The organism is Hyphomicrobium zavarzinii ATCC 27496 (assembly GCF_000383415.1).
Classification (GTDB): Bacteria; Pseudomonadota; Alphaproteobacteria; order Rhizobiales; family Hyphomicrobiaceae; genus Hyphomicrobium_C; species Hyphomicrobium_C zavarzinii.
In genome coordinates this window covers 36,489-56,551 of record NZ_KB911260.1, presented here as the reverse complement: position 1 = coordinate 56,551, position 20,063 = coordinate 36,489, and the positions used below count along the sequence as shown (strand labels likewise).

The following is a 20,063-nucleotide window of genomic DNA, read 5'->3' as shown; positions in this document are numbered from 1 at the left end:
GCACTTCCAGCATCCGACCCGCATGGACGCCGTCCCCGACTGAGGAGCCCGCAGAAACGGCCTCCCCGGCCTCGGTGCGTACCCGCGCAACGAGGCGTTCGTAGAGCTGCATCTGCCAAGGACCACCCGCGCCCTGACAGAGCTGCATACCCGCATATGCAAAGTTGTGTGTGGGACTCCCACCGCGCTCCAAGCTAAGCGCCATAGTGGGCAACGATGTGGCAAAGCCACATGACAACACAAATCGGCAGGCGGTCAGCCGTCAGCTAACCCGCCGCACCCGGCCTGCTCAAGGAATTTATTTTACGGATTCAGTAGCCGGAAGCTGTTCGATACGGCCGTCAGAATGAGTTATCGAAGTGCCCCAGGGCTTACGGCGCACTTCCTGATAATGTGCTTCAGGATCATAGGCGATCGAGGTGAACCCGAGATTCACCGCATCGAGCCGGCCGATCGCAGCCATCACTGCGTAGCTCGACACCACCACGTTGCGACGCGTGGATACGAGCTGCACCTGAGAGTTGAGCAATTCCACTTCTGCGTTCAACACGTCGAGCAGCGTACGCTGGCCAACGCGCTCTTCCTCACGCACACCCGTGAGGGCGGTCGTGTTGGCACTCACCTGCGACTGATCGGATTCGACCTGAGCACGAGCCGCGAGCAACTGCGACCAGGTTCCAACCACCTGCGCCTCGGATTCGCTGCGTGCCTGCTCGATTTCCTGCAGCCGGCTCACATGAATGTGCTTCTGCTGGCGAACGCGGGCATAGACCTCGCCGCCCTCGTAGATCGGAACCGTAAGACGGCCGGTCACGATTGCCGCCTCGGACTGCTCGATCGTGGTTGTCGTGTCGTAGCGGTCCGAGTAGGACGCCTCGAGCTGCACCTGAGGCAGAAGCTCACCGCGAATACGATCGACGCCGAAACGGGCGGCCTGCTCAAGGTAGAGCGAGCCGACGACCGCAGGATTTTCCTGCGTGCCGATGCTCTTGGCTTCGTCAAGCGAGCGCGGAAGATAGCGCTCGAGGCCACCGGGCTCCACCAGGTTGTCCGGCGCATGACCGATCACGCGCTCGTAGCTTGCGCGGCTCGTCTTGAGATTGGCGCGAGCAAGATCTAGCGCCGAAACGGCACCTGCGCGGCGAGCCTGCGCCTGCGCGACGTCGGTCCGCGTCACCTCGCCCACCGCGAAGCGATCCTGCGTGGCCTTCAACTCGCGCGACAGCACGTTGACGTTGTTTTCGCGGAGCTTCACGATCGCCTGATCGCGCACCACGTCCATGAAGGCCGTGACCGCGTCGAGAAGAACGGTTTGCTCGACGGAACGCAGCGTCTCGCGCGCGGCGCGTACGTTCGCTTCCTGCTCGTTCACGGCATTGATGGTGCGAAAACCGCTGAAGATCGGCTGTACGACATCCACCGAGTAGCCCTTGGGCTTCGTCTCGGCTTCGGTCGTCCCGAGCGTCGTCCGCGTCTTGGTGTTCTGGTAGTTGACGTCGGCGTTACCCGTGATCACAGGCCGGAAGCCGGACCGGGCGCGCGTCACTTCCTCATCCGTGGCACGCAGGCGTGCACGCTCGGCATCGAGCTGAGGGTTGTATTGGTAAGCAGACGCGAGCGCCTGCATGAGTGTTTCCGCGCGAGCAGCCGTCGGCGCAAAAATAGCGGCGCCGCTTGCCGTGGCGACCACAGCAAAGACAGCAGACCGCAAAGTGTGTTTGAGCTCGACCAAATTCGACTCCAAGACCTGCCCCGAGGTTCCTCCAGGCAACACCTAAAAACCGGCGCGCACCCAGAGGCCCTGGAAGGAAACACCAGTGCCTTAGCTAACGTATTAGAACAGCGGCCCGATTCGCAGAAGACCGAGAGCCCCCTTCAAAGCGACAAGCCGGAAAAAGAGTGGCCGCATTCACACACAACCCCCAGGAACGCCTTCGGCGCATCTCCTTGGGGTTGAGCGGAAAAGACAAGTCAACATCATGATTTGACGAAACAAATTTGCAAAGCCGCCCACGGAGCCTCTGCCCGCCGCCAATCCGGTGGATAAGTGGGCCTCCGCAAGATGCAAGATGCCTGAGCAACAATTTTCAGAAGGCGAAAGCCCGCGCCTTGTGAAAGCCCGGCAGGATTTCGGCATTAGCGTCGAACACTTCGGTGGCCCCGAATGCCCCGCCATCCCGCAGCCAGACCGTTGCGCGTCCAGTCCTGCCGTCGCCCACGATCGCGACCAGCCGCCCGCCGTCCTTGAGCTGATCCAGGAGATCGGACGGCACCGTCTCGATGGCACCCTCCACCACGATGGCATCGTAGGGCCCCTCGGCTGCCCAGCCCGTCGGCAGTTCGCCCTCGACCAAGGTCACCTTCCCGCTGTCCACCGCGGGAAGCTTCGCGCGCGCGGTCTTCAAAAGGCCGGCGTCGCTTTCGAGCGCGATCACGCGGACGGCGAGTTGAGCGAGCACCGCCGACGAGTAGCCCGTTCCCGCGCCGACATCGAGCACAGTCGCCGTCGGATCGATCTGTGCGGCTTGCACTAGCTTGGCAAAGATACGGGCAGCCAGCAGCGAACGCCGCGTCTTGCCGCCCGCCTCCACGAGTTGCACAGGACCATCCATGTAGGCGAGGCCGCGCACGCGGTCCGGCACGAACTCTTCGCGCGGAAGGTCCAGCATCGCGCGGATGATCCGCCGGTCCGTCACGTCGCTTGGCCGGACCTGCGATTCGACCATGTTCTTGCGCTGAATGGCGTAGTCCACTGCGTCCTCCCGAGTGCGTCCGCGAAAGCGAGCCCAGATCCCGATGGCAAGCGCGACCGCTCTCGCGCGCGCTGCACCTCGGGACCGTGAGAATCGAGCCCCCTACGAAGCACGAAAATCCGAACCATGACTTGAGCAATAACGGCCGTGCGTTGCGCCGACCATACTCAATGTCGCGCCCCGCGGCCACATCCCCGCGACATTGCAGAGCAGACCGAAACCCCTCTTTTCAGCTCGGAATTGAACGTCCGCGCGCTCAGTCGCTTCGCGGCCAGAGCATCCACACGGCGAGGCCCGCCAGCGTGGCCCAGATGACGAGGATCAGCGCAGCGCCAAGGCGGCTCCGGGGGCGCTCGGCCAATCGTGCGGCCTCGGCCCGGAGTTCCGCCATCACGGCCGGGTCGACGGACCGCACGATGAGCCCGACCACGAGCGGCAGCAGAATGAGCTCGTCGAGAAAGCCAATCACCGGAATGAAATCCGGGATGAGGTCGATGGGCGAGAGCACATACGCGGCCACCAGCACGGCGAAGGCCTTCACCGCCCAGGGCACGCGCGGGTCCCGGGTGGCGAGATAGAGCGCGAGGCCGTCGCGCTTTGCCCGCCGGGCCAGCTCCTCCAGCCGCCGAAACCATCGCTTAACCGCGTTCCGCACCCGTCCGGTCACCTGCACACCCCTACCGCCGTCGCCGAGATCGACATCCATATGCTTGTGCTAAGCTTCCTCTCTATGATAGATGCGTCGCTCGCGCCGGAAACGGGCGCTGCTCGGCCAGCCTGATCCGGCCCGAGCCCCGGCAACAGGGCGCCCCTGTCCGGGATACACGATCCAGAGGCCACGTGGCGGAGTGGTGACGCAGCGGACTGCAAATCCGCGTACCCCGGTTCAATTCCGGGCGTGGCCTCCAAATCACTCCCACCTTCTCCTGTCCCCACCTTTTCACCTTGGAGACCGACATCCAGGCGACATGCGCGCCGGATAGACCATGAGTCGCACGCAGCGCCCCGTGGCTCACGCGCTGAACCATGCTCTAACTCGCTGACGTGGAGCAGACAATTCATCCCGTTAGTGCGCAAACAGGAGCGAGCTTTTGTCCGCAATTGTCGATCTTGCCGGAAAGCGTGGTCTCGTCGTCGGCATCGCCAACCAACACAGCATCGCCGCGGGATGCGCGGCGGCCTTCGCGGAAGCAGGCGCCGAACTCGCCATCACTTACCTCAACGACAAGGCCATGCCCTTCGTGGAGCCCGTCGCCAAGACGCTAGGGGCTTCCATCCTGGTTCCCTGCGATGTGCGAATTCCCGGACAGCTCGACGCCGTATTCGAGAGAATAGAGGCTGACTGGGGCACGCTCGATTTCCTGCTCCATTCGATCGCCTTCGCGCCGCGCGAGGACCTGCATACGAGCGTGGTCAACTGCTCGCCCGAAGGCTTCGCCCTGGCGATGGATGTCTCCTGTCACTCGTTCATCCGCATGGCGAAGCTCGCCGCGCCGTTGATGAAGAACGGCGGATGTCTCCTGACCGTCAGCTTCTATGGCGCAGACCGCGTGGTCGAGAACTACAATCTGATGGGACCGGTGAAAGCCGCGCTCGAAGCGAGCGTGCGCTACATCGCGGCTGATCTCGCGGAAAAAAGAATTCGCGCCCACGCCATCTCCACCGGCCCGGTGAAAACACGCGCTGCCTCCGGCATCGACCGCTTCGACGAGTTGCTCGAGGAAGTGCAAAAACGCACCCCCGCCGGACGTCTCGTCGGCATCGACGAGATCGGACGTGTGGCTGCGTTTCTGGTGAGTGGCGCCGCCGCACCTCTGTCGGGCTCGGTCGTCTATGCCGACAACGGCTATCATACCGTCGCATGAGCCGTCCGCGCCGCGTCCCTTGATCGGCGCATATCGCGGCCAAACCTCCATCCAAAGCGGAATCCCGCCCGAAATTTTCGTCTAACGACCGGCTACCGCTCTGCTCTCAATCGTTTAAGCTGCCCCGCAACGAGATGCGCCGCCGGTATGCCGGACAAGGTCGCGAATTGGGGGAAGCACCAGAATGTCGTCCGACACTGACGCGCGGCTCGAGCGTATCGAGCATGACGCCGAGTTCCAGGCCCTTGTGCGAAGACGCTCTCGCTTCGCCTGGGGGCTCTCCTCGGCGATGGCCGCCATCTATTTCGGTTTCATCCTCACGGTCGCCTTCGCGCCGGGCTTCCTCGCGATGCCTCTCGGCAAGGAGACGCTGACCGTCGGCATTCCCCTCGGCGTGGGCGTGATCCTCGCCGCCTTCGTCCTGACGGGCCTCTACGTAAGGCGCGCCAACACCGACTTCGACGTCACAACCCAGCGCATCCTGGAGAGGATCTCGTGAACATCGAAGCCGTCGTGATGTTTCTCATCTTCGTGGCAACGACGCTTGTCATCACGAGATGGGCTTCGAACCGCACCCGCACCGCCGCGGATTTCTACGCCGCGGGCGGCGGGATCACCGGCTTCCAGAACGGGCTCGCCATCGCCGGAGACTACATGTCTGCGGCCTCTTTCCTCGGCATCTCCGCGCTCGTCTTCTCCTCGGGCTTCGACGGCCTCATCTATTCCGTGGGCTGGCTGGTCGGCTGGCCCATCGTACTGTTCCTGATCGCCGAGCGGCTGAGGAACCTCGGCCGCTACACATTCGCGGACGTCGCCGCCTTCCGGCTGCGATCAACACCTATCCGCACGCTCTCCGCCGTCGGCACGCTGGCCGTCGTCGCGCTTTATCTGATCGCCCAGATGGTCGGCGCCGGAAAGCTCATCGAGCTCCTGTTCGGCCTGCCATACCTCTATGCCGAGATCATCGTGGGCGTGCTCATGGTCACCTACGTCGCGAGCGGCGGCATGGTGGCGACCACCTGGGTGCAGATCATCAAAGCCTGCCTGCTGCTCGGCGGCGCCACGTTCATGGCCATCATGGTGCTCGTGAACTTCAATTTCTCGCCCGACGCCATGTTCCGCGCGGCCACGGAAACACATCCCGGCGGGCTTTCCATTCTCGCCCCCGGCAAGCTCGTCAGCGATCCCGTCTCGGCGGTGTCCCTCGGACTTGCGCTCATGTTCGGAACCGCGGGCCTGCCCCACATCCTGATGCGCTTCTTCACCGTTCGCGATGCCAAGGCCGCGCGCAAATCGGTGTTCTACGCCACCGGCTTCATCGGCTACTTCTACATCCTCACCTTCATCATCGGCTTCGGCGCCATCACGCTGCTGATGAACGACCCGAGCTATTTCAAGGCTCAGGACGGCGGCACCTACGACAAGATCAACGGCCTGATCGGCGGCACCAACATGGCCGCCGTCCACCTGTCGAAAGCGGTCGGCGGCTCGCTCTTCCTCGGCTTCATCTCGGCCGTCGCGTTCGCCACCATCCTCGCCGTCGTCGCCGGCTTGACGCTCGCCGGCGCGTCGGCCGTGAGCCACGATCTCTACGCCAGCGTGTTCGCGAAAGGCCGCGCCTCGGAGACGACCGAGGTTCGCCTCTCGAAGATCAGCGCCGTGGTGATCGGCATCGTTGCGATCATGCTCGGATACATCTTCGAGAAGCAGAACGTGGCCTTCATGGTGGGCCTCGCATTCGCCGTCGCCGCGAGCTGCAATTTCCCGGTTCTGCTGATGAGCATCTTCTGGAGCGGGACGACGACGCGCGGCGCCGTGGTCGGCGGCTTCCTGGGGCTCGTCTCCGCCATCACCATGGTGGTGCTGAGCCCGGCCGTGTGGGTGAAGACGTTCGGCTTCCCCGTCGCACTCTTCCCCTATGACAGCCCGGCGCTCTTCTCCATGACGCTGGCGTTTGGGGGTATCTACCTCGTCTCGAAGCTAGACCGGAGCCCGGCAGCCGAAGCCGAGCGCAGGGCCTTCCGGGCCCAGTTCGTGCGTTCGGAGACAGGGGTGGGCGCGGGATCGGCGGTGGCACACTGAGCCGCCTGACCGCCTCAGCACCGCAGGCCCGACGCAGCCGCGGCGAACACCCCCCTTGTCAGACCGCCGCGAGACAGCTAGGGAGACGGTGCTTCGCCGCCTGCGAAGCACGCACCAAATAAGACGTCGTCGCTATTTGGTGAGAATTTTCGCTTAGCCTCTGGCCCTGGCAGCAACCATCTGCTATGAGCGCGGCTCGCCAAGGCGATAAGGCCATTCCGTGGTAGCTCAGTGGTAGAGCATCCGACTGTTAATCGGACGGTCGTAGGTTCGAATCCTACCCACGGAGCCAATATTTTACTCTAAATCAATGAATTACTGGGGATGCCTCCGCCGGAGGTGTCTCGGTGCAAGAGATTGTAGGGGCGTCCCTCTCCAGCGATCGTTCATATCTTCATGCGCAGCCGGCTGCTGATCATTCACAATGCCCACGCGGGCTTACGGCAGCGCCAGCTCCTGGGAGAGGTGCGCCGGCATCTCGAGAACGCTGGAGCGGCCGTGCGCATCGAGGACGCACAGACACTCGAGCAGGACCGCGATCTCGCCCGATCGGCCGCCGAAAGCGGCGCCTTCGACGCCGTGATCGCGGCGGGTGGCGACAGCACCATACGCGGCGTCGCCTGTGGCCTGATCGGCAGCGCAATGCCCCTTGGCATCATTCCGGTCGGGACCGGCAATGTGCTCGCCGAGGAGATCGCTCTTGGGCGGGACCCGGCGGCTCTCGCGGCAACCCTCCTCGGTGGACCGGGCGTCCCTGTGCGCTATGGCAGGGCCGATGGCACGCCCTTTCTCATGATGGCAGGCGCGGGCTTCGATGCGCACGTCGTCGAGCATCTCAACCTCCCTTGGAAGCGCCAGGTTGGAAAGATGGCCTACTCCTGGCCGATCATTCGCCAGATCGTTCAAAAACCGAAGCCGTTCGAGGTTGCGATCGACAATCGCACGGTTCGCGCGACATGGCTCGTCGTGACCCGCGTCGCCCACTACGGCGGATCGTTCGTCATCGCCAAAGACCAGCAGCTCTCCGACGACGGCTTCCAGGCCATCGTCACGACGGCGGAAAGCCGGCAGGCATTCGCCGCCGTCCTGATCGCGATCGCGCGCGGCCATCACGCCGCCCGGCGCGACGTGAGCATCATCCCCTGCACGCACGTGCGGCTTCCCGGCTCTCCCGCAATCGCAGTTCAGCTCGACGGAGAGCGCTTCGCGCCGTCCCCCCGCGAGCTGACGCTCAGCGACGATCGGCTGACCATCATCGTACCCGCCGCCTCTCCGCTCGCGCTCAACGCGCCATCATGAGACCGGAATCGATGAGCCTGCGGTGGAACGACAGGATCTCGTCGCGCCTGGTACAGGTGAAGTAGCGCCCCTTGCAGACATCGAGCAACCGGAGGCGCTCGCGGTGAACCTCCGAAAGCGGGACGCGGGCCGCATTGAGCAGAAGTGCGCCGAGATAGGGCACGTCGAGAACCTCGACATCGGGCGCGGGACCGGGATCGTAGTTGACACCGTCGATCGTATAGTAAGTGAGATAACCCTGAGAGTCGGTCGCCATCGACATGTCCTCGGTCGCCACGTTCGCGTCGAAGCCGAGGAACGGGCGCGTCACGATCGGCTGATGATCGCCGTACTGCACGATGAGGAATGCTTCGTCCGGGAAGCGGCGCGCGAGCTCCGCGCGGAAGTAATCGTAATCGATCTTCGCCAGCCCGACCCGGCGCAGATACTCGTGCATCTCTGGTGACGGCCCGCCGCCCGGAACCTTGATCTCGGGCATGAACGCTGGCGCATAAGGAAGGTGCGTAGCTGCCGTGATCACGAAGTTGAACACCGGCGTCCGCTTCTCCTTGAAGTGCGCGGCGAGCCCCGCAAGCACGTTGTCGTAGTAGAAACGATCGCGCTCGTTGTAACGCTTGGCGCCCTGCGCCTTGCGATCGAGGATCGTGTCGAACCCGATGCTCTCGTAGAATTTCCCGCTCGAAACGAAATCCTTGTTCATCGGATAGTAGAGCGCGTTGTGATAGCCGCATCGCGCAAGCGTCTCGGGAACGGTATCGTGCACCTTGCCTTGCATCAGAGACTGAACGAACGGCCGCATGCCGCCAAACGAAAACGTCGAGACGCCCGCCAGCACCGAGAATTCCGTCAGCCACGAGGCGCCGCCGTAGGTCTCCACGCGCAGCTTGTGCAGCTTCCCGTCGTGCGACCGGAAGAAGGGATCGAGCCCGCGGTCATAGGAGATGCCGGGGAACAGGCTCGGCGGGAAAACGCTCTCCTGATGAATGAGGATGATGTTCGGAGAACGCGCCCCGATCCGGCAGGTACGGGCGAGCGCGAACGGAGCGGTGTTCCCGCCCGCGGGCGCAGCCTCGATGAGCTGGCCGCGCCACAGCGTCTCGATGGTCTCCGCCCACGAGAGGTAGAACGACGAGACGTAGTGATGGCCCCAATAGAAAAGGGTGTGATGGCGCCCGCCCCGTAGCTCAGCAGCCCAGCCCGTAGCTATGACGCACACGATAACGGCGCTCGCGCCGAGCCCGCGCGAAATCCGCGTCGGATCGAACCTGTAGAGCAGCCACGCGAGGCCAAGGAAGGCGAAGCTCGCAGCCGTGAGTCCGACAAGCTCGAGTTTGAAATCGGTCCAGAGGAACGAGAGCGTATCCGGCGACAACAGGTAGAAGACGAGATCGTAGGCGTGCAGCCCCATGCCGAGGTAATGCCGCTTCACCTCCGAGGCCGCGATCGTCATGACGACGAGGGCCGTCACGAGCGCGGTCGAGAAGAGAATGCGCCGCGACGCGATGAGCAGGATGGAAATGAGCGAGGCCGTCACACCGAGCGTGAAGGCGATGTTCGTCCATGGCCACTCGTGCCGGACGAAGTACATCCACATCGCGATGACGAGGCCGCATGAGAGGGCACACGCGAGGCCTGCGCGGCTGTAGAGCCGCTCTCGGGCGACTGCAAGCGCAAGATCGGTTGCCGCTTGCCTCTTCGGTTCGGGCAGATCAGTAGACATGTTGTTGTTTTGGGGCCCGTCTCCGGAGGCACGACCGCCGCCAAGGATGACGGCTTTATGACAAAATGAACAGACCCAATCTGTACGTGCGTAAAGGCGAAATTGGGAACAAATCCCGCAGTCTCCCCGGGGCGCAGACAAAAAAACGGCCCCAGCGCCGTGAGGCCCGTATCGCAATGCAGCAAAGGCGGCGAGAGCCGGTCTTGCGGGCAAGGTCCGCCGGCTGATATTTATGAGGCTCTGGATGGGGCCATGAACGAATAAAGGCGCCACAAGGCTTTTCGCGGCCGCCAACCGAGGCCTCGCCCGCGTGCCGACCGCTACTCCTTCGCGAGCCCGAACACGACGACGGCGCCACCCTGCCGGAAGCCCCAGATCTGGCTGCCGCCTGCCGCTACCGCGATATACTGCTCGCCGTCGAGCTCGTAGCTGACGGGCGGCGCGTTGACCCCGGCGCCACAGTTGAAGCTCCAGAGCTTCGCCCCCGTCTTCGCATCGAACGCCGAGAAATCGCCGCCGCCTTCGCCTGTGAACACAAGCCCTCCGGCCGTCGCCAGCACGCCCCCGACGAGCGGCTGATCGGTCTTGTGCTGCCACGCGATGCGCCCCTTGTTATGAAGATCGAGCGCGGTCAGCGTGCCCCAATTTTCTTCATGCGAGGGCTCGATGATGAAATACGGCACAGGCGGCTTGTCGCCGTCCGCCGGCAGTTCATCCGTGCGGTAGATCATCGGGATATGCATCCCGGCCACATAGACGAGCCCTCGTCCCGCGTCGAGCGAGGCCGGCGACCAGTTGGACCCGCCCGCCGGACCCGGCGTAACGCGAACGCCCTCGGGCGTTGGCCGCGCGAACAGATTGTCTTGCGGCACGAAGGCTTCGGATTTGAACAGCAGCTTGCCGTCGCGCCGGTCGTGCACGTAATACCAGCCGAGCTTGCTCGCCTGCCCCAATGCGGGAACCGCCTTGCCGTCCACGTCCACGTCGAGCAGGGTCGGCGGACTGGCGACGTCGTAGCCCCACAAATCGTGCGGCACCTGCTGATAGTGCCAGACGAGCTTGCCGGTCTCGGCTTCGAGCGCGACCAGCGCGACGGTATAAAGGTTGTCACCGGGCCGCGTGCCGTCTGCCGCTTGCGGCGAAGGGTTGCCGATACCGAAATAGAGAAGGCCCGTCGCGGTATCGACCGTGGGTGTATGCCAGATCGAGCCGCCGCCGTAGCGCCAAGCGTCCCCGAACTTGCTCATGCTCGCCTTCTCGGCGGGGATGTCACGAGGAAGCGGCATGCCGTCGGGAGTTGCGCTCACGAACTCTCCCTCCCACCCCTTCTGCGTGGTCTCGAATTTCCAGATCTGTTTTCCCGTGTCCGCATCATAAGCGGCGAGGAAGCCGGGGCGGCCGTAGCGCCCGGACACGCCAACCACCGCGCCGAGCGGCGCTCCGGGTCTCGGGCTGTCGAGATGTAATCCGTAGCCGACGCCGGTGATGCCGACGATCACCTTCCCGTCGTAGACGAGCGGCGCGATGACGGCACCCGCGCCGGTCGAGCCCGTGATGTTCCGGCCATGCAACGGATCGCCCGCCGCCAGCACGCCCTTGTCCTCGGTAGCGCTTGTCCCCTGCTCGGCGAGCCCGATATCCCAGACCGGCTTCCCGGTCTTCTGATCGAGCGCAACCAGCCGGGCGTCGACGGTCGCGACGTAGACCTTCCCATAGCCGAGCGCCGCGCCACGATTGGCAGGCCCGCAACAGATCTTTTCGGCCTGCCGCTTGTGCTCGTAACGCCAGATCTCGCGCCCTGTCTTCGCATCCACCGCGACGACGTGCGAGAACGGCGCGGTGAGATACATGACGCCGTCGGCAATCAGGGGCGACGTCTGGAACGTCGCCGCGCTTCCGGTTTGATAGATCCACTTCGGCACAAGCCGCTTCACGGTTCCGGCGTTGACCTGATCGAGCGGCGAGAAGCGCTGCTGCCCGTAGTCGCGTCCGTAGAGAAGCCACTCGCCGCGATTTTCACCCGCCGTCGTCAAACGCTGGTCGTCCACGTCCGCGGACACCGAAGCGGACGTCGCACACGCCAGCATGGCGAGCGCGGAGAGGATGCGGCTTAGCTTCGGCGGCTTGAGCATGAGGAGGACCAAATAGAGGTTGGCAGGACGCGCGGAGCGGAACTGATGCGATGCCGCCCCGAAGCCTCCTCAATGTCAAGCAGGACAATGCCCTGCTTGACCAAAGTCGGAGGCGCCCGTGGCGCCACCCGATAAGATGAGGCTGTCCTACTTCTTCTTTCGCGGATCTTCTTCCGGATTGACGTAGATGATGTCGAACGGACCGGTGGCCGCCACCTGGATGATCGTCTCCTCCTTCTCCGTCCAGACATAGTGCGCATGGTTCGCGGGAAGAATGAGCAGCGATCCCGCACCCAACATCTTGCCCTTGGACGTATCCACTTTCTCGCCCATTCCGCTTCCCATCGATCCCGTGAGCACGGTCACGGACTCGAGCGCGGGATGCGTGTGCGCGGGCACGATGTAATTCGGCGGAAACTTGAGGCGGATGATGAAGAATTCGGCCTTCGACGGATCGCCATGAATGAGCATGGACTGCGCGCCCTTGGGAAACGCAGGATTGTCCTCGAACTTGATGTCAGCGGGCGTCAGCTCGCGGGCATGCTGATTGGGATCGGCCGCGAAAGCCGCGCCGGATAGCACCAGCATCGCGGCCGCAATCAAACTTTTTCTCATCGGAAAACTTCTCCTCCTCCATCGTTGAAATGATCTGCAAGACCCACGGCCGGGGACCGCGACGCTGATCTTGCAGATTGATCCTGGCAGCGGCTCCCCATGACATCCGGCAGTGCGGTGTCGGCACTCGCGCGATCCTGAGCACGCGCCGTCTTGGTCAGATTGCCGAGGTAGACGCCCGCCGAGGCAACGGACACCGCGACCGCGATCGAGAGAGAGACAAGGATCGCCACCTCCCTCCGGCGAGGACCTCCCTCACCGCAAAGCCACCTCAACCAGTGCCGAAGGGGGCTTGTTCCGAGCCACTCCATGTTCGCCGGCCTCCTCGACACCCAGCCGCCGGCCCGAAGCTAGAAATGGCCGGGCCCAACGAACAGTGCGGATCGCCCGAGGAGGCTTGTGAAATTTTCCCGAAGATGGCGCCGAGCCCTTCACAGCCCTACCGGCGCCCTCTAGCCTGCCCCCAAATGAGAACGGCGAGGTCTCCTCATGGATCTGAAATGGCTTCTGGTGAGAAGAATTACGCTGGTGGCGCTCGCCTGCTTCCTCGCCGGATCAGGCCTCGCGCTCTACATGTCCGCCCGCGATGCCAAGCGGCAAAACATGGATCTGGTCGAGCTCGCAAGCCGCCAGCTCGACTTGCAGCTCTCCCGCATCGCGAGGTCGACGGACATCCCGGCCCGCTTCCCGGATTGGGATCTCGTTTCGAATTATGCCTTGCAGCCCGGCCAATGCGTTGAGTTCAGCGCGGAGGAGTTGTCGCGCAACCGTTCGAGCTGCGCGGGCTTCGACGCGACGTCGATGACCGCGCCGAGTTGGTTTTCCGCGGCCTATCACCTGCTCGTGAATAGCCACCTTTCAGCCGCGAAGCCCCTCGTCTATCGGGGCGCGCCTCGAGGCAGCATCGTCGCCACCTTCGATCCCGCCGCGACCGCCGGGCGGGCCTGGGCGACCATCGCGCCACTCCTTGGTCTATCGGCCGTGCTGGTCGCGGCCCTGTGCCTCGTGACGTATCTCGTCGTCGACCGCGCGCTGCTGCCCGCGCGAGACATCCTGACCGGTCTCAACCGCCTGGCGAGGGGCGATCTCTCATACCGCCTTCCGGCGTTTCGGCTGGCGGAGCTGCAGCGTATCAGCGAAGTTTTCAATGCGGTCTCGGCAGAGCTTCAAAAGGCCACGTCGGAGCGGGCCGATCTCGCCCGGCGCCTGGTCGATATGCAGGAGCAGGAGCGCCGCCACATCGCTCGCGAGCTGCATGACGATGTCGCCCAGAGGCTCGCCGCCCTGAACGCGCTTGCGGCTTCCATCCGCAAAAGCGCGCAGACCGAGGCACCTCCCCTCGTGAATGAAGCAAAGGATCTCGAAAGGATGGCGTCCGACTTGATGATCTCGCTACGCCGGACGCTCACCTATCTCCGCCCGCAGGAAATCGACGATCTGGGATTGGTGCAAAGCCTGAAGGCGCTCGTCGAGCAGCACAACAGAGCCGCCCGCGGACGCACGACGTACTCCATCGAGACCGCCGGCGAAATCGAGCAGCTCCGCTCCGAGACGAGCGCGCATGTCTACCGGATCGTCCAGGAAGCTCTCACCAATGCATCCAAGCACGCCAACGCGCGCCGCGTAGCCGTCTCGCTGACACGCGATGCCGAGAGCACAGAAGAGCGCATCAAGCTCTCCGTCGTCGACGACGGAGCGGGATCGGCCGCCACAGGTAGCTCCGCTCCGCTCGCCGGCGTCGGTCTCGTCGGCATGCGCGAACGGGTCGCCGCTCTCAGCGGAAAGCTTGCGGCGGGTCCCCTTCCGAGCGGCGGCTTTGGCCTTCAGGTCGAATTCCCAACCTCGCAGCAGGGAGCCTGACCGCATGAGCATCCGCGTGCTGCTGGTCGACGATCACGCTGTCGTCCGCGAAGGCTATCGCAGGCTGATCGAAAAACATGCCGGAATCGAGGTCGTCGCCGAGGCTGGAGACGCCGCCTCTGGCTACGAAGCTTTCAAGAAGGCGAAGCCCGATGTGGTTGTGATCGACATATCGATGCCGGGGCGCGGGGGCATCGATCTCGTCCGCCAGATCCGCCAGCTCGATGCGCATGCCCGCGTCCTGATTTTCACGATGCACGCGAGCGCGACCTATGCCCAACAGGCTTTCCGCGCTGGCGCGCGCGGCTACGTCACCAAAAGCAGCCCGCCTGAAATCCTGGTGAGCGCCATCCGCGATGTCTTCGTCGGGCGCCCGGCACTATGCGCCGAGATCAACGAGGCCATCGCAACGAGCAGGCTCTACGACGACGCCTCCGTCGTGAACCAGCTCTCGCCCCGGGAGTTCGAAATCCTGCGCATGATCCTGGATGCGAAATCAACCGACGAAATCGCGACCTCGTTCAACCTCAGCCCCAAGACCGTGGCCAACTATCACAGCGAGATCAAATCCAAGCTCGCGGTGCGCTCCGACATCGAGCTGGTCTATCTCTGCATGCGTCAGGGCCTCGTCGCCTCGCTCGTGGAGTGAGCGACCGAAGGCCCGCACGCGGCCCAAACGACCCGCCATCGCGAACATCGAGCACAACGCGTTCCGCGCGCACGACGACGGCAGGCAGCTCAACCCGTTGGGGCCACGGCCATAAACATGCCCCAGGCTCGCGCGCCGGCCCCGATGCCTGGAACAATTTGATCTTGCGCAAGGCGATCATCCCGTTTGAGCGTTTCAGTTGGACTTTCCCATGTGGAGGTTCAGATGAAACACACGAAAACATGGGTTCTGGTCGCCGACGCCGGAAGTGCGCGCGTCCTGGAGCAATCGAGCCCCAAGGAAGGCCTCACCCTCGTCGAGGGACTGGAACACCAGCTACCGAAATCGAGCGACATGGTTCGCGACTCCCTGCCGCGAACGTTCGACTCGGTCGGCCCAGGGCGCCATGCAATCGCGCCCAAACACGATCCCCATCGCGCCGAGAAAAAGAACTTTGCCAAGGAACTGGCGCACACCCTGGATGTCGGCCTTTCCAAGAAGGCGTATGATCACCTCATCATCATCGCCCCGCCCCAGATGATCGGAGACCTGCGCCCGGAACTGTCCGACGCCGTCCGCAGCCACCTCAAGCAAGAGCTTCTCCTCGATCTCGCGAGCGCGCCAATCTCGGAGATCGCGAAACGCCTTGCGGAGGCAAGACCCGCATAGCCCGCGCTGCTGTCAGGGTGGTGGACGTCATGATCACGTTCGAGGACTGTGTTGCGCTGTGCGGCTTCAGCGATGAGGAGATCCGCGCCATCGCCGAGCACGAGCACGTGCCCGATATCGTCGCCGCTGCGCTCGCCAACACCCTTCTCCAGCAGAAGCACGGAGCCGAGGTCATCCGCCACATGATCGTCGAGGACGTAAAAGCAGCTCACGATCGTGGCGACTACAAGCACGTGCACGAGCTTCTCGCCTGCCTGAAGCACTTTCTCGATCAGCATCCCGAAGCCGTTCCCGCTTACCGTCCAGGCAAAGGCAAGGAATGATGGATGCCCGGCACGCCACCGCCCCGCTTCTGGCAGTCCCCGATCGAAACCCTGCCGGGACCACAGCCGTGGTCCCGGGGGTTGACCCGGGCTGAGGCTAGCGAGCGGTACGAAAAATTCGGCCCGAACGACGTGCTGGCAGAACGCGCCCGCCCGCTGTGGCGAGCTGTCGTCGACCGCTTCTCGAACCCTCTCATTCTGATCCTTCTGTTCGCGAGCGCCTTGTCCGCGTGGACCGGCGACGTCCTGAGCTTCGCAATCATCGTTGCCATCGTCCTCCTGAGCGTCGTCCTGGATGTCGTCCAGCAGCGGCGCGCGGAAAACGCGGTCGACGCCTTGCGCCGGAGCGTGGGGTTGAAGGCGACTGTGGTGCGGGACGGAACGGAGGCGGAGCTTCCTGTCGAGCGTCTGGTTCCGGGCGATGTCGTCCGTCTCTCCGCAGGCGACATCGTGCCCGCCGATTGCCGCCTGCTCGAAGCCGCGAGCCTCTACGTCAACCAAAGCCTGCTGACGGGCGAGCCTTACCCCGTCGCGAAGGATGCGGCGACCACGGCCACATCCGGTAGCCCTGCCGAAGCGCTGAACGCCGTATTCGCGGGGACCTCCGTGATCAGCGGCAGCGCGACCGCCCTCGTCTGCGAGACGGGACGGCGAACCGAGCTTGGCGCCGTGGCGCGATCGCTGACCTCGCGGCGCCCGCGCGATGCCTTCGAGCGAGGCATCCAGGATTTCGGCCTGCTCATGATGCGGCTCACCATCTTCCTCGTTCTATTCGTGCTTGCAGCCAACACTCTCTTCGACAGGCCGTGGCTCGAATCCCTCATCTTCGCCCTCGCCCTCGCCGTCGGCCTCACGCCCGAGCTTCTCCCGATGGTGTTCACCGTCACCCTCGCCAACGGCGCCCGCCGTCTGGCGGAGCGTCGCGTGATCGTGAAGCGGCTCGCATCCATCCACGATCTGGGCGCGATGGACGTGCTCTGCACGGACAAGACGGGCACTCTCACCCAAGCAGACGTCGCAGTTGCGCACCACGTCGACGCCGAAGGCACGCCAAGCGCGCGCGTGTTCGAGCTGGCCTATCTCAACAGCACCTTGGCAAGCGGCATTGCGAGCCCGCTCGATCGCGCCGTCGTCGCCCACGAAAACTTGCCCGACTCGGGATGGAGCAAGGTGGACGAATGCCCGTTCGACTTCGAGCGCCGCCGCGTATCCGTCCTGCTCGAAAAGAACGGAGACCGCCTGCTGGTGGTCAAAGGCGCGCCCGAGGACATCCTGTCCCTGTCCACGCGGCTCGAGCAGGCGAATGGCGCGACAGGTCCCATGGACGAAGCCTGGGCCCGCCGCCTGACCGGAGAGTTCGAGCGCCTGGGCGAGGACGGCTATCGCGTGCTGGCGGTCGCGGTTCGAAATCTCGGACCAAGCGAGCGCGACGCACGCGCCGCCGAGCGGGATCTGACATTCGCGGGTTTCCTCGCCTTCGTCGACCCGCCAAAGCCCGACGCCGCCAACGCCATCCGCGAGTTGAAAAAAGCCGGCGTCACCGTGAAAATCTTGACGGGTGACAACGAGCGGATCACCCAGCACATCTGCCGGGAGCTCGACATCGAGGTGACGGGCCTCCTCACCGGCACAGAGATAGACGGCCTGAGCGACGAAGCTCTCCGCGCCCGTCTCCCGTCCACAACCATCTTCTGCCGGGTTCTGCCGCAACAGAAAGCGCGCATTCTCGCCGCCCTCAAGCACGCGGGACACGTCGCGGGGTTTCTCGGAGACGGCATCAACGATGCCTCCGCGCTCAACGTCGCCGATGTCGGCATTTCCGTCGATACTGCCGCCGATGTAGCAAAAGAAGCGGCCGACATGGTTCTGCTCGACCGCAACCTTGATGTGGTTCTGGAGGGAGTACGCGAGGGGCGCCGCACGGTCGAGAACGTCACCAAGTATATTCTGATGGGCTCGAGCTCGAACCTGGGTAACATGGTGTCGATGGCGGGAGCCGCTTTGTTCCTGCCGTTCCTGCCGATGCTTCCGACGCAGGTTCTCCTCAACAACCTTCTCTACGACCTGTCCGAGGTCGGCGTGCCGTTCGACCGGGTCGATCCGGAAACCGTCTTGCGGCCGATCCGCTGGGACCTCGGCCTCATCAAGCGCGTGATGCTGATCCTCGGCCCCTTGAGTTCGCTGTTCGACTTTTTCACGTTCTGGGCGCTGCTGACACTCTTTGGCGGCAACGAGCAGATTTTCCAGTCGGGTTGGTTCGTCGAGTCTCTCGCCACGCAGACGCTCGTTGTGCTGGTCATCCGCACCCATCGCCGCCCCTGGAAAAGCCGCCCGCACATCCTGCTCGCGTCTCTCTCGATCGGCGTTGCGCTGGCAGGCGTGCTGATCCCCTTTACTCCGCTCGGAACGCTGTTCGGTCTCGTGCCCCTTCCACCGCTCTTCTATGCGCTTCTCGTCGCAACCGTCGCTGTTTATCTGGCATCCGTGGAGTTCGTGAAGCGAGCGATCTACGCGCAGACTGCGCGCGTTTCCTGAACACTGCGTTTCAATTGCTACGTTTCGAGAGCGGGCAAGTGCCTCGAACGATCCCGGATGACATCCGCCACTTAATCCGCCGTCTCCGGGCATTGATTTTGATGAACCCAGCGCCATTCTTCTATTGATCGCCATCAAACACATCCGCCTACCTACCTGTAGGCTCCACGAGCACACCACTTTGTCCTGCGTTATGTGTGAGGTTCACCATGCTCACCATCTCTGAGACACCGCTCACGGCACGCCAGACCAGCGACCTATTCAAATCCGCTTGGAACTGGGCACCATTCATGCAGCGCGCCGCAACGCTCAACGCGGAAATCGGCGCCGCGTTTGCCGATTGGAGCAAGGAGTACGTCAATTTCCTGCAACGGCGTAGCGCCGAGGATATGGGCCTGCTCTCGAAATTGGGCTCCTGCACCTGCCCGACCGACTTCGCACAGACCTACCAAACCTTCTTGCTGAAGGCGTCGCAGGATTACCAGGACGAATACGCCAAGCTTGCGCGCATCGGCACCCACGCGCTCGTCAGCTGGACCAATCCGCATCCGGAAGCTGCGAGGCACTAGTGCCGGAGTAATGGCATGTTCAAGCATGTTCTCATCGCCACCGACGGCTCGGATCTTGCGCGGATCGCTGTTGAAACCGGGTTGGAGCTCGCCAAAGCACTCGGCGCAAAAGCCACCGCGGTGACGGTCACACCGACGCTCGCATCCGTGGCGCCCGGAGAAACCGAGATCGGATTTCCGATCGAGGAATACATGCGGGCGGCCAAGGAAAATGCTGCGGACATCCTCTCGTCTGTTTCTGACATGGCCAAGCGGATCGGCATCGCGTGTACGACGATCCACGAACCCGATCAGTATCCCGCTGATGGCATTCTCTCGGCCGCCGAGAAGACCGGATGCGACGTGATCGTGATGTCGTCGCACGGCCGGCGCGGCCTGCAACGGCTCTTTCTCGGCAGCCAGGCCCAGGAAGTGCTCACTCACAGCAAGATTCCGGTGCTCATCTGCCGGTAAAGACCCGGTGCGCGGCGAAGCCGCCGCCGAGATGCACTTTGACCAATCGTAGCGCATTTTCGAAGGAGCCAATTCGAAGGAGGCACGGTTATGAAAGTCAAGAACGCCATGCACCCTGGCGTACAATGGGTGGCCCCCGACACCTCAGTCGCGAAAGTCGCCGAGTTGATGAAAACGCATGACGTCGGCGCGATTCCTGTTGGAGAGAATGACCGCCTGATCGGCATCGTCACGGACCGTGACATCACGTGCCGCGGCGTCGCGGCAGCGAAGGATTGCAGCAAGCTCACCGCGCGCGACGTGATGACGAAAGGCATCGTCTACTGCAACGAAAGCGAAGATCTCGCCGACGCTGTGCGCGTTATGGAGCAGAAGCAGATCCGCCGTCTTCCTGTTCTCAACGAAGCCAAGCGGATGGTGGGCATGTTGAGCCTCGGCGACGTCTCCCACGCCGGCTCTCGCTCCCTCACCGGAGAGGTGATGGCGGCTGTCTCCGCTCATCACGGCTGACGGCCCGCACACACCTTTCTATTTTTGTG

The 20,063-nt window shown here is 63.6% G+C and carries 17 protein-coding genes, 2 tRNA genes and 1 pseudogene; 14 read left to right on the top strand and 6 right to left on the bottom strand.

Annotated elements, in window-relative coordinates:
- Positions 1-298 precede the first annotated feature (298 nt).
- The 3 genes from F812_RS0116745 to F812_RS0116735 form a co-directional block, all read right to left on the bottom strand.
- A complete protein-coding gene (locus F812_RS0116745; protein WP_020087141.1) occupies positions 299-1,627 on the bottom strand; it encodes a TolC family outer membrane protein in 1,329 nt (442 codons plus the stop codon).
- A 460-nt stretch (positions 1,628-2,087) separates the two neighbouring features.
- Positions 2,088-2,753: a protein-L-isoaspartate O-methyltransferase family protein gene (locus F812_RS0116740; RefSeq protein WP_020087140.1), complete on the bottom strand. Its 666-nt coding sequence runs from the start codon at positions 2,751-2,753 to the stop codon at positions 2,088-2,090.
- A 256-nt stretch (positions 2,754-3,009) separates the two neighbouring features.
- Positions 3,010-3,459 (bottom strand): YkvA family protein, encoded by a 450-nt coding sequence (locus F812_RS0116735; RefSeq protein ID WP_020087139.1) that lies wholly within the window; start codon positions 3,457-3,459, stop codon positions 3,010-3,012.
- A gap of 128 nt (positions 3,460-3,587) precedes the next feature.
- Here F812_RS0116735 and F812_RS0116730 point away from each other — a divergent pair.
- From F812_RS0116730 to F812_RS24345, 6 genes and pseudogenes are all read left to right on the top strand, one after another.
- A tRNA-Cys gene (locus tag F812_RS0116730) sits at positions 3,588-3,661 on the top strand.
- Between the two features lie 183 nt (positions 3,662-3,844).
- Positions 3,845-4,618: an enoyl-ACP reductase FabI gene (gene fabI, locus F812_RS0116725; RefSeq protein ID WP_020087138.1), complete on the top strand. Its 774-nt coding sequence runs from the start codon at positions 3,845-3,847 to the stop codon at positions 4,616-4,618.
- 184 nt (positions 4,619-4,802) lie between these two features.
- Positions 4,803-5,117: a DUF485 domain-containing protein gene (locus F812_RS0116720; protein ID WP_020087137.1), complete on the top strand. Its 315-nt coding sequence runs from the start codon at positions 4,803-4,805 to the stop codon at positions 5,115-5,117.
- A gap of 8 nt (positions 5,118-5,125) precedes the next feature.
- A pseudogene (locus F812_RS0116715) lies at positions 5,126-6,700 on the top strand (cation acetate symporter); the annotation flags it as partial.
- 217 nt (positions 6,701-6,917) lie between these two features.
- Positions 6,918-6,992, top strand: a tRNA-Asn gene (locus F812_RS0116710).
- Between the two features lie 104 nt (positions 6,993-7,096).
- The gene (locus F812_RS24345; protein ID WP_020087135.1) at positions 7,097-7,999 is read left to right on the top strand and encodes a diacylglycerol/lipid kinase family protein; all 903 of its coding nucleotides are present in this window, start codon (positions 7,097-7,099) and stop codon (positions 7,997-7,999) included.
- Here F812_RS24345 and F812_RS0116700 read toward each other — a convergent pair.
- The 3 genes from F812_RS0116700 to F812_RS0116690 form a co-directional block, all read right to left on the bottom strand.
- A complete protein-coding gene (locus tag F812_RS0116700; protein ID WP_020087134.1) occupies positions 7,983-9,719 on the bottom strand; it encodes a sulfatase-like hydrolase/transferase in 1,737 nt (578 codons plus the stop codon). The two genes, F812_RS24345 and F812_RS0116700, sit on opposite strands and share 17 nt — an antisense overlap.
- Positions 9,720-10,039: 320 nt before the next feature.
- A complete protein-coding gene (locus F812_RS0116695) occupies positions 10,040-11,851 on the bottom strand; it encodes a pyrroloquinoline quinone-dependent dehydrogenase (RefSeq protein ID WP_020087133.1) in 1,812 nt (603 codons plus the stop codon).
- 147 nt (positions 11,852-11,998) lie between these two features.
- Entirely contained in the window at positions 11,999-12,466 is a 468-nt protein-coding gene (locus tag F812_RS0116690; RefSeq protein WP_020087132.1) for a cupin domain-containing protein, read from the bottom strand.
- 489 nt (positions 12,467-12,955) lie between these two features.
- Here F812_RS0116690 and F812_RS0116680 point away from each other — a divergent pair, with 489 nt between their 5' ends.
- From F812_RS0116680 to F812_RS0116645, 8 genes are all read left to right on the top strand, one after another.
- Positions 12,956-14,326: a sensor histidine kinase gene (locus F812_RS0116680; protein ID WP_020087130.1), complete on the top strand. Its 1,371-nt coding sequence runs from the start codon at positions 12,956-12,958 to the stop codon at positions 14,324-14,326.
- Positions 14,327-14,330: 4 nt separating this feature from the next.
- Positions 14,331-14,975: a response regulator gene (locus F812_RS0116675; protein WP_020087129.1), complete on the top strand. Its 645-nt coding sequence runs from the start codon at positions 14,331-14,333 to the stop codon at positions 14,973-14,975.
- 225 nt (positions 14,976-15,200) lie between these two features.
- Positions 15,201-15,644 carry a host attachment protein gene (locus tag F812_RS25645; RefSeq protein ID WP_020087128.1) on the top strand — a complete coding sequence of 148 codons (444 nt, stop codon included), beginning with the start codon at positions 15,201-15,203 and terminating at the stop codon, positions 15,642-15,644.
- Positions 15,645-15,673: 29 nt separating this feature from the next.
- Positions 15,674-15,967, top strand: coding sequence for a hypothetical protein (locus F812_RS0116665; protein WP_040498729.1), 294 nt, complete (start codon positions 15,674-15,676; stop codon positions 15,965-15,967).
- Positions 15,968-15,970: 3 nt separating this feature from the next.
- Complete coding sequence (gene mgtA / locus F812_RS0116660; protein ID WP_026868210.1) at positions 15,971-18,502, top strand: magnesium-translocating P-type ATPase; 2,532 nt, start codon at positions 15,971-15,973, stop codon at positions 18,500-18,502.
- Between the two features lie 209 nt (positions 18,503-18,711).
- Entirely contained in the window at positions 18,712-19,071 is a 360-nt protein-coding gene (locus F812_RS0116655; RefSeq protein ID WP_020087125.1) for a hypothetical protein, read from the top strand.
- Positions 19,072-19,086: 15 nt separating this feature from the next.
- On the top strand, positions 19,087-19,524 hold the full coding sequence (locus F812_RS0116650; protein WP_020087124.1) for a universal stress protein: 438 nt from the start codon (positions 19,087-19,089) through the stop codon (positions 19,522-19,524).
- Between the two features lie 90 nt (positions 19,525-19,614).
- On the top strand, positions 19,615-20,034 hold the full coding sequence (locus F812_RS0116645) for a CBS domain-containing protein (protein WP_020087123.1): 420 nt from the start codon (positions 19,615-19,617) through the stop codon (positions 20,032-20,034).
- The last annotated feature ends 29 nt before the right edge of the window (positions 20,035-20,063 follow it).

Coding starts and splice junctions, on each gene's coding strand:
- F812_RS0116650 (WP_020087124.1), top strand. CDS start 19,087: ATGTTCAAGCATGTTCTCATCGCCACCGACGGCTCGGATCTTGCGCGG.
- F812_RS0116720 (WP_020087137.1), top strand. CDS start 4,803: ATGTCGTCCGACACTGACGCGCGGCTCGAGCGTATCGAGCATGACGCC.
- F812_RS0116675 (WP_020087129.1), top strand. CDS start 14,331: ATGAGCATCCGCGTGCTGCTGGTCGACGATCACGCTGTCGTCCGCGAA.
- F812_RS0116700 (WP_020087134.1), bottom strand. CDS start 9,719: ATGTCTACTGATCTGCCCGAACCGAAGAGGCAAGCGGCAACCGATCTT.
- F812_RS0116645 (WP_020087123.1), top strand. CDS start 19,615: ATGAAAGTCAAGAACGCCATGCACCCTGGCGTACAATGGGTGGCCCCC.
- mgtA (WP_026868210.1), top strand. CDS start 15,971: ATGCCCGGCACGCCACCGCCCCGCTTCTGGCAGTCCCCGATCGAAACC.
- F812_RS0116695 (WP_020087133.1), bottom strand. CDS start 11,851: ATGCTCAAGCCGCCGAAGCTAAGCCGCATCCTCTCCGCGCTCGCCATG.
- F812_RS0116655 (WP_020087125.1), top strand. CDS start 18,712: ATGCTCACCATCTCTGAGACACCGCTCACGGCACGCCAGACCAGCGAC.
- F812_RS0116745 (WP_020087141.1), bottom strand. CDS start 1,627: ATGCAGGCGCTCGCGTCTGCTTACCAATACAACCCTCAGCTCGATGCC.
- F812_RS0116735 (WP_020087139.1), bottom strand. CDS start 3,459: ATGGATGTCGATCTCGGCGACGGCGGTAGGGGTGTGCAGGTGACCGGA.
- F812_RS0116680 (WP_020087130.1), top strand. CDS start 12,956: ATGGATCTGAAATGGCTTCTGGTGAGAAGAATTACGCTGGTGGCGCTC.
- F812_RS0116690 (WP_020087132.1), bottom strand. CDS start 12,466: ATGAGAAAAAGTTTGATTGCGGCCGCGATGCTGGTGCTATCCGGCGCG.
- F812_RS24345 (WP_020087135.1), top strand. CDS start 7,097: ATGCGCAGCCGGCTGCTGATCATTCACAATGCCCACGCGGGCTTACGG.
- F812_RS0116665 (WP_040498729.1), top strand. CDS start 15,674: ATGATCACGTTCGAGGACTGTGTTGCGCTGTGCGGCTTCAGCGATGAG.
- F812_RS25645 (WP_020087128.1), top strand. CDS start 15,201: ATGAAACACACGAAAACATGGGTTCTGGTCGCCGACGCCGGAAGTGCG.